The organism is Pradoshia eiseniae (assembly GCF_002946355.1).
In the GTDB taxonomy this organism is placed as follows: Bacteria; Bacillota; Bacilli; order Bacillales; family Pradoshiaceae; genus Pradoshia; species Pradoshia eiseniae.
Window position 1 is genome coordinate 135695 of sequence record NZ_PKOZ01000001.1, and the last position, 12842, is coordinate 148536.

A 12842-nucleotide genomic window follows, 5' to 3' on the forward strand; every position below is an offset into this window, starting at 1 on the left:
ATGGCTGCTATCGATTAGGATGAAAGAAGCATATTATAGTTAGAGGCGATAATTTTGGTCACTGATTTGTGGAATTCTATTAAAAGCGGACGATTCAGTCCAGTCTATTTGTTATATGGAGAAGAAGAGTATTTCATTAAAGAGACAAAGAAGCTCATTTGCGAGTATGCTTTGGCAGATGAGGATGCTGAATTTAATCTCGCTACGATTGATTTAGAGGAGACACCGGTGGAGGTCGCTATTGAGGAGATGGAAACATTGCCCTTCATGGGAGAGCGCCGTGTCGTCATCCTTCATAATCCCTCCTTTTTGACAGCTGAGCGCAAAAAAGAAAAGGTGGAGCATGATCTGAAACGTCTTGAAGGCTATTTAGCTAACCCATCCCCAACGACAATTGCTGTCTTCATTGCACCGTATCCTAAATTGGACGAGCGTAAGAAAATCACGAAGGAATTGAAGCGTAATGCAGCAGTACTTGAATCGAAGCCATTGTATGAAAGGGATTTGGCAAAATGGATTGGCAATCATACTAAGTCTCTAGGTGTGACAATTTCTCAAGATGGTATCGAAGCGCTGCTGGCTTTGACAGGCAATCATTTAATGATGGCAGCGACAGAGCTTGAAAAGCTGGCCCTTTATGCAGCCAATGAGCAAGTGATTGATGGAGCGATGGTCGATAAACTTGTACCAAAGAATTTCGATCAGAATGTATTCGATCTTGTAGATTATATTTTGAATGGGCAGAAGAAAAAGGCGGTTGAGCTTTATAAGGAGCTATTGATGCAGAAGGAAGAGCCTATTCGAATTTTGGCCGCAATTGCCCGGCAATACCGCATTATTCTGCAGGTTAAGAAGCTTAGCTCTCAAGGTTATGGGCAAATGCAAATCGCGTCAAAATTGAAGATGAGCCCATATCCGGTGAAACTCGCGCTGAAACGAATCAATCATTTCTCTGAAAAGAGCCTGCTCCGGGTTCTGGGACAGCTGGCTGAACTGGATTATCGGATGAAAACGGGGTTAGGAGATAAGGAAATACAGCTGGAATTATTTATCTTGCAATCATGAATAAAGAAGGTACCGCTTTAAAACTTGCGGTACCTTCTTTACTTATATCTTCGTGACGATGAAATTATCCTGAATAAGCAGCCAGTTTTGCGGGAAGGAGAGGCCGAGCTTCCAATAGCTAACACCGCGCAGGTCAAGCTCCTTAACAAGATTGAACTTAGCCTGGATGGAGCGGGCATCCTCAAACCAGACCTCGTGCTGCTGTCCATCTTCGTCTGTATACTTGAAAAAGGGTGCCTGAGCCGTATAGTCATATTTGATCTCTACCTTGTATTGTCTGGCAAGCGCAATGGCTTGCTGTGGGGAAACGGCCTTGGCAATCGAGCCTTTCACAAAAGGGAGGGTCCAATCATAACCGTATAAATTCTGTCCCATCATAACCTTCCTTGAAGGAATCTCTGATATGGCATAAGTCAAGACACGGCGCACAGGGCCAATGGGTGATACAGCTTGGGCTGGACCTCCGCTGTAACCCCATTCGTACGACATGATGAGAACCCAATCGACGACCGCTCCTTGTGCTTTGTAATCATGTGCTTCATACCATGAACCCTTTTGATTGGCGCTCGTTTTAGGAGCAAGGGCAATCGAGATCTGCCAGCCTTCCTTGGAAAAACGAGCTTTTGCTCGCCTTAGGAAAGAGGTGTAGGCATTGCGGTCTGACGCCTTTAGATTCTCAAAGTCGAAGTGGATGTCACGAAAGCCGACTCTCCTCGCCGTTTCAGCGATATTGTTAAATAATGTATCCTGAAGACTCTCATTATTCAATATGACGCTTGCCAAATCTCCGCTAAATCCCTCGTTCTCAAGATTTGTTACAACCATAACGAGCGCATTGCCATTGTCGCTCGCAATCGTAGGGAAATTATCCAGTAAGGGTGCTTTTAGCTTGCCGTCGCGCAAGACCTGGTAGCTGAAAAGGGATAAATAGGTTAAGTGAGGTGCGGCGATTCGGGTCTCTTCTTCCAGGGTTTCAGATACTGCCGATCCTCGGGGCTCAACGTAAGCATTAAATTCGGCATCTCGTTTAGAACTTGGTGGGATGTACAGCCTCAAGCCCACAGTAAGGGGTTCGTTGATGGAAATATTATTTGCATCTGCAATTTTTTCAGGAGAGACACCAAACATTCTCCCTATGCTATAGAGGGTTTCGCCTTGCTGCACCCAGTGATACCTTCCTGTGATAGGGATAACGAGCGCTTGACCGATAACAAGTTCATTGGGTGCCTGAAGTGCATTGGAGGAGATAATTTGGTTGGCGCTTATATTGTAGGCCTGGGCAATCGAATAAATGCTTTCACCTTGTCGGACAACATGGATTTGCATAATCTCACTTCCCTTCCTGTCGAATCTTTTTTATCAATATATGATTCGGAGGAGAAGTTCATACTATGAAGTGTTTACGGCGGGGAAAAGGGCAGAAAAAGAGGGAAAAGAAAAAGGCCATGGCTTTTGGAGGTTAGGCAAACGTCCGAAAGAGCAATGGCCAGTGCGATAAAAAAACGACCCTATAAAGGGTGCGTTTTATTAAGCGTTAAGTTGGTTAACTTTTTTCATTAGACGAGATTTTTTGCGGGCAGCAGCGTTTTTGCTGATTAAGCCTTTAGTTGCAGCCTTATCTAGTCCTTTAACAGCAGCTACGATAGAGTCTTTAGCAGCAGTTGCATCGTTTAATGCGATAGCAGCTTCTACTTTCTTAACGTTTGTACGTACAGCTGATTTTTGAGCGATATTATGAGCTCTAGCAGCTTCGCTAGTTTTAACGCGTTTGATAGCGGATTTGATGTTTGCCATTTGTTTCACCTCCAGAAACCGAATTATGTCAACTCGATATTCTTATCAATTAACATTCACAACATATGATATTCTATCAAAATGTATATCTTAATGCAATACTCAAGATGAAGCAAAATAAAAAATGCTTACGGAATATAGGTTTTTACTGTTAAGTTTCTTATCTTTACATTGAAATTTTGCTGCATGTTCTCTGAATAGTGATGGAAAATTGTCTTCAGATTTTTACTCTAACAATCGGTCAATTCTTCCTTCCGGAAAGAATGAGACTCTCTCAATCAGGCAATCCTAATAGGAAAAGAATGATTGAGGGGGTTTTTTAAGTTTGAATAAGAAATTGGATTTATCATCGTATGCCATACGAACGGATTTGGCTATAGAGGCAAGGGAATTACTGATTGAGGAAGTAGAAGATAGCTCTAAGATTGCCGGCGTTATCCTGAAGGAAAAAGAGATTGACGGTATTGAGCTTTCCTATGTGGAAATCACAGAGGAAGGAGAGAAGGAGGTCGGCAAAAAGCCTGGCTTTTATATAACAATGGAAATGCAAGGGATTCGCGATCAGGATTCGGAGCTGCAAAGAAGAGTTGAGGCAGTATTTGCTAAGCAGCTTGGGTATATTCTGGAGAGGATCGGGCTGTCAGCGGATGATTCTTGCCTTGTGGTGGGTCTTGGTAATTGGCATGTAACTCCGGATGCGCTCGGGCCGGCAGTCATAGAGAATTTAATTGTGACTCGCCATTTGTTTGAATATCAGCCTACAGCTGTCTCGGAAGGATTCAGGCCAGTCAGCGCGATTTCTCCTGGGGTGATGGGACTGACCGGAATCGAGACGAGTGATATTATCAAGGGAATTGTAGAGAAGACCAAGCCTGGCTTCATCATTGCCATTGATGCGCTAGCAGCACGTTCGATCGACCGAGTCAATACGACGATACAATTAACAGATACGGGCATTCATCCAGGCTCAGGCGTGGGCAATAAACGCAAAGAGCTAAGCAAGGAAACGCTTGGCGTACCCGTTATTTCAGTTGGTATGCCGACTGTTGTGGACGCTGTGACCATCACATCTGACACGATTGACTACATCCTCAAACATTTTGGCCGAGAAATGAAGGAAGGCGACCGGCCATCAAGGGCGCTTGCGCCAGCTGGAATGACCTTTGGTGAGAAGAAAAAGCTAAGTGACGAGGATTTGCCGGGGGAGGAGCAACGAAAAACCTTTCTTGGAATTATCGGAACGTTGCCGGAGGATGAGAAGAGAAGGCTCATTCATGAGGTCCTTTCGCCGCTTGGCCATAACCTGATGGTTACGCCAAAGGAAGTGGATGTATTCATTGAGGATATGGCCAATTTGGTAGCGAACGGTCTAAATGCAGCCCTTCACCAAGCGGTTAACCAGGATAATACCGGTTATTATACGCATTAAATCAAAACTATGGGTTCTAGCAACTCTATCAGAGCATACAATTTACTAGAATGCTTCTGAAAGGGTGGAACCATGAAACAGACAAAGTCTAATCTGATTATCGCATTGAAAGCAGCCACCATAATCCGTTTTTTCGTTTATCTTGCCGGCGCCATGATGATTTTATTTCTGCTGATCGGGCTGCTGACAGCCTTGAAGCCTGAATATCGCGTTTCATCTAATTCCTTAAATGAAGCAACAAGGCAGATGGCAGGTAAGACTCTTTATAAGCATCTTGTTAAAGGAAATGTGTATTTTCAGCAAACATTGCCCACTGGTGAGGTGCCGACAATCGGGGAGCAACTGTTTCAATATGTGACGAATATAACGCTGGATGACCCAAGAAGCTTGCTTGGCAGAGAATTGCCTGGCTATTCACTCTTTGATGGGGATATTCTAATTGCGGGCGAAGGGACAAATTACACGAATATGCCGATTGAATCCGCTCCTTTGCCGGAGTCGCTTGAAAAGGATTCGGATGTTGACCCAATAGAGAAGGAGGAAGGCTCAAAAGAAGAGAAAAAAGCGTCTCCTGAGGAAAAACAAGTATTCATTTATTTCTCTCATACACGGGAATCTTATCTTCCTCTATTAAAAGGGGTGACAGACCCTAATGCGGCTTCCCATTCGAAGGTGAACGTTACGCTTGTAGGTGATAAACTGAAGGATGCTTTGGAAGAAAGAGGCGTGGGAGCGAAGGTCGACAAAACGGATGTTTATGCCCAGTTGCAAAAGAAGAATTTGAGTTATGCCAGCTCCTATACAGAGTCTAGGAAAATCATTGAGGCAGCCGTAGCGCAAAAAAAAGATACACACTACTATATTGATGTTCATCGAGATTCGCAAAGAAAAAAAGTGACAACCATTAATATTAATGGGAAGGATTATGCAAAAATTTGTTTTATCATCGGGGGAGAGAACCCGAACTATGAGAAGAATTTGAAGCTTGCGAAGGAAATTCATAAGCGGATTTCGGATAAATACCCTGGGCTCAGCCGTGGAGTTTTCGAGAAGAGAGGTGCTTCCACAAATGGGAAATTTAATCAGGATTTATCCGAAAACGCTATGCTCGTTGAAGCAGGCGGGGTGGACAATACGATGGAGGAGTTGAATCACTCCATGGACGTTCTCGCTGGAGCGCTGTCTGAGCATATACTTGATGCAGAAGCTGTTATGGGTGATGGCAACTGATTAACTGGAAAATCACGAAAAAGGAGAATGCCAAATGGGTAAATTTATATGGAAGGCAAGTTTGCTTATTCTGCTGCTTTTCTTCGGCGTGATTTTGGGTATGCAATATGCCAACCAAAACATGAAGAAAATGCAAGGATATGATGATCCGAAGATGTATGAAGCCTTTACGGTAGAGAAAGAGGGCGACGGGGAAATCAATGCGACCATGCTCGGGCAGGATATCTCGATGGCGGATATTGAGGAGAAGAAAGAGGAAATGGAAGAATGGAAAGCCTATAATGTCCTCTCAAGTGCAGGCAAAGGTATCTCCAATGCGTGTACAGGCATTTTTCAAGGGCTTGCCGATTTAATTTCAAATGAATAAGATACCCATTTCCCGAAAGACATATGTTTTTCGGGTTTTTTATCTGTAAACAGAGGCTGTCACTACGTTAGTGAACCCTGTTGCCTCGGACGGAATCCGGGGAGGAAGAATTTAATTCTGACGCCTCGTGCATTAACCGTTTACGGTTTGAATTTCTTTCTGCTATAATCAACAGTATCTGTGTTTTGAAAGTAACAGGAGTGAAAACGACAATGAATAATCAGGAACGGCTAAAAAGACAAAGCAAGATCCGTAACTTCTCGATTATCGCCCATATTGACCATGGGAAATCGACATTAGCGGACAGAATATTAGAGAAGACCAATGCCCTCACGTCCAGAGAAATGAAGGATCAGCTGCTGGATTCCATGGATTTGGAAAGAGAGCGCGGCATTACAATTAAATTAAATGCCGTTCAATTGAAATATAAAGCAAAAGATGGAGAGGAATATATTTACCATCTAATCGATACTCCAGGACATGTTGACTTCACTTATGAAGTTTCCCGATCCCTTGCGGCTTGTGAAGGGGCAGTTCTCGTTGTAGACGCTGCCCAAGGCATTGAAGCGCAAACATTGGCCAATGTGTACCTTGCGCTTGATAATGACCTGGAAATCCTGCCAATCATCAATAAGATTGATTTGCCAAGTGCGGATCCTGAGCGCGTGCGCCAGGAGATTGAGGACGTGATTGGCCTTGATGCCTCTGAAGCAGTACTTGCATCAGCGAAAGCTGGAATCGGCATTGAGGAAATCCTGGAGCAGATTGCCGAGAAAGTCCCTGCGCCGAGCGGAGACCCAGAAGCGCCTTTAAAAGCGCTAATTTTTGACTCCTTATATGACGCGTATCGCGGTGTTATCGCTTATATCCGTGTCGTAGAAGGCACAGTGAAGCCTGGCGATAAGATCAAAATGATGGCAACAGGCAAGGAATTTGAGGTCATCGAAGTAGGTGTTCATACGCCAAAGGCAACCGTTTGTGATGAGCTGACTGTCGGAGATGTAGGATTCTTGACGGCAGCAATCAAGAATGTTGGCGACACCCAAGTAGGGGACACAATCACAAATGCCAAGAATGGGGCGACTGAGCCGCTTCCTGGCTACCGCCGCTTAAATCCAATGGTGTATTGCGGTCTTTATCCTATTGATACAGCGAAATTTAATGATTTACGTGAAGCATTAGAGAAGCTGCAGTTAAATGACTCTGCTTTGCAATATGAACCAGAGACATCCCAAGCGCTTGGATTTGGTTTCCGCTGCGGATTCCTCGGGCTGCTTCATATGGAAATCATTCAAGAGCGGATTGAGCGGGAATTCAATATTGATTTGATTACAACCGCGCCGAGCGTTATTTACAAGGTAAAGATGACAGACGGAACAGATCTTGATATTGACAACCCTTCTAATATGCCTGACCCGCAAAAGATTGACCGCATCGAAGAGCCATATGTGAAGGCGACATTGATGGCGCCGAATGACTTTGTTGGAGCAATCATGGAATTATGCCAAACGAAGCGCGGCAACTTTATCGATATGCAATATGTTGATGAGAATCGTGTGAGTATCATATATGAAATTCCGCTTTCTGAGATTGTCTATGATTTCTTTGATCAGTTGAAATCAAGTACGAAGGGATATGCATCCTTCGACTATGAATTAATCGGCTATAAAGAATCAAAACTGGTTAAGATGGATATCCTTCTTAACGGAGAAACAGTCGATGCCTTAAGCTTCATCGTTCACAAAGACTTTGCCTATGAGCGCGGCAAGGTCATTGTTGAGAAGTTGAAAGAGCTCATTCCGCGCCAGCAATTTGAGGTGCCTGTACAAGCGGCAATCGGTAATAAGATCATTGCACGCTCTTCTATTAAAGCGATGAGGAAGAACGTTCTTGCCAAATGTTATGGCGGGGACATCTCCCGTAAGCGTAAGCTTCTAGAGAAGCAAAAAGAAGGGAAGAAGCGGATGAAGCAGGTCGGTTCTGTTGAAGTGCCGCAGGAAGCCTTCATGGCTGTCCTGAAAATGGATGATTCAAACACGAAAAAATAACAGGAATACGAAACCTTGGAGGCCGGACATTTTTGTTCTGGCCTCATTTTTATTATGATGATAGTGCAGTACCACCAGTTCGAAGAAAAGAGGTGCTATCTATTGGCACAAAGCATGTATGTTCATATACCATTTTGCACGCAGATTTGTCATTACTGCGATTTTAATAAATTTTTCATTCAAAACCAGCCGGTCGATGAGTATATAGAGGCACTGGGCAAAGAGATGTCCTTATATGACTTGGATAACAAAGAAATGAAGACGGTATTTATCGGAGGGGGAACACCAACGGCGCTTGATGCTTTCCAGATGGAAAGACTTCTCACTTCCATTCATGATCATATTCGTCTTGGAAAGGGCTATGAATTTACAATTGAGGCCAATCCAGGTGACTTGACAAAGGATAAGCTTGCCGTCATGAAGGAGGCAGGGGTCAATCGCTTGAGCCTGGGTGTCCAGACCTTTAACGAACAACTGTTGAAAAAAATCGGTCGTGCCCATAATGTGGATGATGTGTACCGTACGGTCAGCCTTGCCCGTGAAGCAGGATTTGAAAATATAAGCATTGATCTTATTTATTCGCTGCCTGGACAGACAATCGATGATTTGAAAGAAACGATTGACCGTGCGCTGGAGTTTGAGCTTCCGCATTTCTCCGCTTATTCGCTTATCATTGAGCCGAAAACCGTCTTTTATATTATGCTTAATAAAGGAAAGCTGAGCTTGCCTTCAGAGGATACAGAGGCTTCCATGTATGAATATGTGATGGATCGGATGGAACGGGCGGGATATCATCAATATGAGATATCTAATTTTGGTAAACCGGGCTATGAGAGCAAGCATAATCTCGTCTATTGGAATAATGAAGAGTACTATGGGTTTGGAGCGGGCGCGCACGGCTATTTGGATGGGATACGCTACCATAATCATGGTCCCTTGAAAAAATACATGAATGCCATCGGCAATGGAGAGAAACCTATTATTGAGCAGATAAATGTCTCGATGAGGGAGAGGATGGAAGAGGAAATGTTCCTCGGCCTCAGGAAAACAGACGGGGTTTCGCTAGAAGGGTTTAAGCGCCATTTCGGTGTTGATATGAATGAGGTGTTTGGTGAGGTAATCACCAATTTGACTCAAAAGGAATTACTCGTTATCAGTGAGGGGAAAATCAAGCTCACCCGTCAAGGGAAACTGATTGGCAATGAGGTATTTCAAGATTTTTTACTATAGTTAAAAAATGATACTGAAAACACAATCATAACCGTTGACACCTTCCGACCGTTTTGATACTTTATTTATAGACTTAGCACTCGAGAGTAAAGAGTGCTAACAGGGGTGATTATCGATGTTAACAAACAGACAACTGCTTATTTTGCAAGTGATCATCGATGATTTTATTTCTACCGCTCAGCCTGTCGGTTCACGGAATATCTCGAAGAAGGATGGCATTTCGCTCAGTTCGGCTACCATCAGGAATGAAATGGCTGACCTTGAGGAAATGGGATATATAGAGAAAACCCACACCTCCTCCGGGCGTATTCCCTCTGAAAAAGGGTATCGGTACTATGTGGATCATCTCGTATCACCGCAGCAGCTTCAACAAGAAGACATCCATAAGTTAAAATCGATTTTTAAAGATAAGCTTTTTGAACTTGAGAAGATTGTCCAACGGTCAGCTGGCATTCTTTCAGAGATCACCAATTACACGACGATCATGCTCGGACCTGCTGTGTCAGATAACTACTTACGCAGGATTCAAATCGTGCCGCTTGGCAATAATATGGCAACAGCCATCATTGTCACCGATACGGGGCATGTTGAGAATAAGATGATTTATCTTCCGCCAGGCATCGATATGGATGAAATGGAGAGAATCGTCAATATTTTAAATGACCGCCTTATAGGGGTTCCATTAACACAGTTGAGGGAGAAAATCTATAAGGAGGTAGCCGTTCTGCTGAAGCAGCATATCACGAATTATGATATGGTGCTGCATATGATTGCGACAACTTTGCAGATTCCGGCCAATGAGAAGCTGTTCTTTGGCGGAAAAGCCAATATGCTCAGCCAGCCTGAATTCCATGATATTGAGAAAGTGAAAGCGATTCTGAATGTCATCGAACAGGAAAAGGATTTGTATGAATTGGTAAGTCAAACACCTGTTGGCATCAATGTCCGAATTGGTCATGAGAATAATAATCTTGCACTAAGCAACTGCAGCATCATAAGCGCATCCTATTCCATAGGAGATGAGAGCTTAGGTTCTATCGCAATTCTTGGGCCAACCAGGATGGACTATGCTCGCGTCATTGGCTTGCTGTCCTTTTTCTCTGACAATTTGAGTTCGATGCTCACAGAGCAGTATCAAAATAAAAAGTAACGGTAATAGTAGTAATATTATTGCTGGATATATTGGAAAGCTTTTAGGGAGGTGAGAAGCAGTGGCTGAAAACAAACAGGAACAAACTGTAGATGAAACAATTGAAGAGATTTTTGATGAAACAGATGTTAATGAAACACAAGATACAGATTCAACATCCGAATCTGGTGCAGCTGATGCGGCTTCTGATGAGGTAGCCGAGGAGCAAGAAAGCACAAGAGAAGCTGAGCTTGAACAGAAGCTGAAGGAAGCGGAAGCAAAATATTTGCGCCTTTACGCTGATTTTGACAATTATCGCCGCCGCGTTAAGCTTGATGCTGAGGCAGCGCAGAAGTATAGAGCGCAATCCTTGGTGACAAACTTACTGCCAGCGCTTGATAACTTTGAAAGAGCGCTTAAGATTTCCTCTGAGAATGATGAAACAAAGGCACTTCTTCAAGGAATGAACATGGTGTTAAGCGGCATTCAAGCAGCGCTTAAGGAAGAAGGCGTGGAAGAAATTAAAGCCGTTGGCGAGGAATTCGACCCGCATCAGCATCAAGCTGTCATGCAGGACAATAATCCGGACTATGGTTCAAATATTGTAGTGGATGAGCTTCAAAAAGGCTATAAACTCAAAGACCGTGTGATTCGACCATCAATGGTGAAGGTGAATCAATAAGGTTACATATTACGGGAGGTAATTATTCATGAGCAAAATTATCGGTATTGACTTAGGAACCACTAACTCTTGCGTATCCGTGCTAGAGGGCGGGGAACCAAAGGTAATTCCTAATCCAGAAGGAAACAGAACAACTCCATCAGTTGTTGCTTTCAAAAACGGCGAGCGTCAGGTTGGTGAAGTGGCTAAACGCCAAGCAATCACGAACTTGAACACAGTAAGCTCCATTAAACGTCATATGGGCACAGACTACACAGTAAACATTGAAGGTAAAGACTATTCTCCGCAAGAAGTATCTGCAATTATCCTTCAATATTTGAAATCCTATGCAGAAGAATACTTAGGCGAGAAAGTATCCAAAGCGGTTATCACTGTACCAGCTTATTTCAATGATGCAGAACGCCAAGCAACAAAAGACGCAGGACGTATTGCGGGCCTAGAGGTTGCGCGTATCATCAACGAGCCTACTGCTGCAGCGTTAGCCTATGGTCTTGATAAAGCAGACGAAGATCAAAAAATTCTTGTATTCGACCTTGGCGGCGGTACATTCGACGTTTCCATCCTAGAATTAGGTGATGGCGTATTCGAAGTTCGCTCCACTGCCGGTGACAACCGTCTTGGCGGAGATGACTTTGATAACGCAGTAATGGAGTACTTGATTGAAGAGTTCCGCAAAGAAAATGGCATTGACTTGTCTAAGGACAAAATGGCGCTTCAACGCTTAAAAGATGCTGCTGAAAAAGCGAAAAAAGACCTTTCAGGTGTAACATCCACACAAATCTCTCTTCCGTTCATCACGGCTGGAGAAGCAGGACCATTGCACTTGGATGTGACGCTTACTCGTGCGAAATTTAATGAAATTACAGCTGATCTTGTTGAAAGAACAATGGGACCTACTCGTCAAGCGCTTCGCGATGCAGGCTTATCCCCATCCGAAATCGATAAGGTTATCCTTGTTGGCGGTTCTACTCGTATTCCTGCCGTACAGGAAGCAATCAAGAAAGAAACAGGCCAGGAACCTCATAAAGGTGTAAATCCTGACGAAGTTGTGGCGATGGGTGCAGCTATTCAAGGTGGCGTTATCACTGGTGACGTTAAAGATGTTGTATTGCTTGACGTAACATCTCTATCTTTAGGAATTGAAACAATGGGCGGTGTATTCACTCGTTTAATCGACCGTAATACAACCATTCCGACAAGCAAATCTCAAATCTTCTCAACAGCAGCTGATAACCAAACAGCGGTTGATATCCATGTCCTTCAAGGGGAGCGTCAAATGGCTGCGGACAACAAAACACTTGGCCGTTTCCAATTAACGGACATTCCGCCAGCACCACGCGGTATTCCGCAAATTGAAGTAACATTCGATATTGACAATAACGGTATCGTTAACGTTCGTGCGAAAGACCTTGGCACAAATAAAGAACAGGCTATCACAATCCAATCTGCTACTTCCCTAAGCGATGAAGAAATCGAGCGTATGGTGAAAGAAGCAGAAGAGAATGCGGAAGCTGATAAGAAACGCAAGGAAGAAGCGGAACTCAGAAACGAATCTGACAGCCTCGTATTCCAAACTGAAAAAACATTAAAAGAGCTTGAAGGCAAAGTAGATGCAGCAGAGGTTCAAAAAGCAACCGAAGCGAAAGATGCTTTGAAAGAAGCAATTGAAAAGAATGACCTTGCAGCTATGAAAGAAAAGAAAGATGCCTTGCAAGAAATCGTTCAAGCACTTAGCGTGAAGCTTTATGAGCAAGCGGCACAAGCGCAGCAGGCTCAGCAAGGCCAAGATGGTGCGGGCAAAGCAGATGATGTTGTGGACGCAGAGTTCACTGAAGTGGATGACGACAAAAAATAATGACCGTACAAAA

At 43.8% G+C, this 12842-nt stretch carries 11 protein-coding genes; 9 read left to right on the forward strand and 2 right to left on the reverse strand.

Annotation, left to right across the window (positions count from 1 at the left end; translation table 11 throughout):
- The first annotated feature begins 54 nt into the window (after positions 1 to 54).
- On the forward strand, positions 55 to 1065 hold the full coding sequence (gene holA, locus CYL18_RS00660; protein WP_104847544.1) for a DNA polymerase III subunit delta: 1011 nt from the start codon (positions 55 to 57) through the stop codon (positions 1063 to 1065).
- Between the two features lie 42 nt (positions 1066 to 1107).
- On the opposite strand, the gene CYL18_RS00665 is transcribed toward holA, so the two are convergent.
- Both CYL18_RS00665 and rpsT read right to left on the reverse strand, forming a co-directional pair.
- The gene (locus CYL18_RS00665; RefSeq protein WP_104847545.1) at positions 1108 to 2391 is read right to left on the reverse strand and encodes a LysM peptidoglycan-binding domain-containing protein; all 1284 of its coding nucleotides are present in this window, start codon (positions 2389 to 2391) and stop codon (positions 1108 to 1110) included.
- Between the two features lie 201 nt (positions 2392 to 2592).
- Positions 2593 to 2859: a 30S ribosomal protein S20 gene (rpsT, locus tag CYL18_RS00670; RefSeq protein WP_104847546.1), complete on the reverse strand. Its 267-nt coding sequence runs from the start codon at positions 2857 to 2859 to the stop codon at positions 2593 to 2595.
- A 325-nt stretch (positions 2860 to 3184) separates the two neighbouring features.
- Here rpsT and gpr point away from each other — a divergent pair, with 325 nt between their 5' ends.
- From gpr to dnaK, 8 genes are all read left to right on the forward strand, one after another.
- Positions 3185 to 4288: a GPR endopeptidase gene (gene gpr, locus CYL18_RS00675; protein ID WP_104847547.1), complete on the forward strand. Its 1104-nt coding sequence runs from the start codon at positions 3185 to 3187 to the stop codon at positions 4286 to 4288.
- Positions 4289 to 4360: 72 nt separating this feature from the next.
- A complete protein-coding gene (spoIIP, locus tag CYL18_RS00680; protein WP_104847548.1) occupies positions 4361 to 5518 on the forward strand; it encodes a stage II sporulation protein P in 1158 nt (385 codons plus the stop codon).
- Positions 5519 to 5552: 34 nt separating this feature from the next.
- Positions 5553 to 5885, forward strand: coding sequence for a DUF3679 domain-containing protein (locus CYL18_RS00685; RefSeq protein ID WP_104847549.1), 333 nt, complete (start codon positions 5553 to 5555; stop codon positions 5883 to 5885).
- 212 nt (positions 5886 to 6097) lie between these two features.
- Positions 6098 to 7933 (forward strand): translation elongation factor 4, encoded by a 1836-nt coding sequence (gene lepA, locus CYL18_RS00690; protein ID WP_104847550.1) that lies wholly within the window; start codon positions 6098 to 6100, stop codon positions 7931 to 7933.
- 102 nt (positions 7934 to 8035) lie between these two features.
- A complete protein-coding gene (gene hemW, locus CYL18_RS00695; RefSeq protein ID WP_104847551.1) occupies positions 8036 to 9163 on the forward strand; it encodes a radical SAM family heme chaperone HemW in 1128 nt (375 codons plus the stop codon).
- A 115-nt stretch (positions 9164 to 9278) separates the two neighbouring features.
- Positions 9279 to 10313, forward strand: a complete 1035-nt coding sequence (hrcA, locus tag CYL18_RS00700) for a heat-inducible transcriptional repressor HrcA (RefSeq protein WP_104847552.1) — start codon at positions 9279 to 9281, stop codon at positions 10311 to 10313.
- 61 nt (positions 10314 to 10374) lie between these two features.
- Positions 10375 to 10974, forward strand: a complete 600-nt coding sequence (gene grpE, locus CYL18_RS00705) for a nucleotide exchange factor GrpE (RefSeq protein WP_104847553.1) — start codon at positions 10375 to 10377, stop codon at positions 10972 to 10974.
- 28 nt (positions 10975 to 11002) lie between these two features.
- Positions 11003 to 12829 carry a molecular chaperone DnaK gene (gene dnaK, locus CYL18_RS00710; protein ID WP_104847554.1) on the forward strand — a complete coding sequence of 609 codons (1827 nt, stop codon included), beginning with the start codon at positions 11003 to 11005 and terminating at the stop codon, positions 12827 to 12829.
- Positions 12830 to 12842 lie beyond the last annotated feature (13 nt).

What these genes read in the sequence shown, in the direction of transcription:
- lepA (WP_104847550.1), top strand. Translation starts at nt 6,098, where the DNA reads ATGAATAATCAGGAACGGCTAAAAAGACAAAGCAAGATCCGTAACTTC.
- hrcA (WP_104847552.1), top strand. Translation starts at nt 9,279, where the DNA reads ATGTTAACAAACAGACAACTGCTTATTTTGCAAGTGATCATCGATGAT.
- dnaK (WP_104847554.1), top strand. Translation starts at nt 11,003, where the DNA reads ATGAGCAAAATTATCGGTATTGACTTAGGAACCACTAACTCTTGCGTA.
- rpsT (WP_104847546.1), bottom strand. Translation starts at nt 2,859, where the DNA reads ATGGCAAACATCAAATCCGCTATCAAACGCGTTAAAACTAGCGAAGCT.
- CYL18_RS00665 (WP_104847545.1), bottom strand. Translation starts at nt 2,391, where the DNA reads ATGCAAATCCATGTTGTCCGACAAGGTGAAAGCATTTATTCGATTGCC.
- spoIIP (WP_104847548.1), top strand. Translation starts at nt 4,361, where the DNA reads ATGAAACAGACAAAGTCTAATCTGATTATCGCATTGAAAGCAGCCACC.
- CYL18_RS00685 (WP_104847549.1), top strand. Translation starts at nt 5,553, where the DNA reads ATGGGTAAATTTATATGGAAGGCAAGTTTGCTTATTCTGCTGCTTTTC.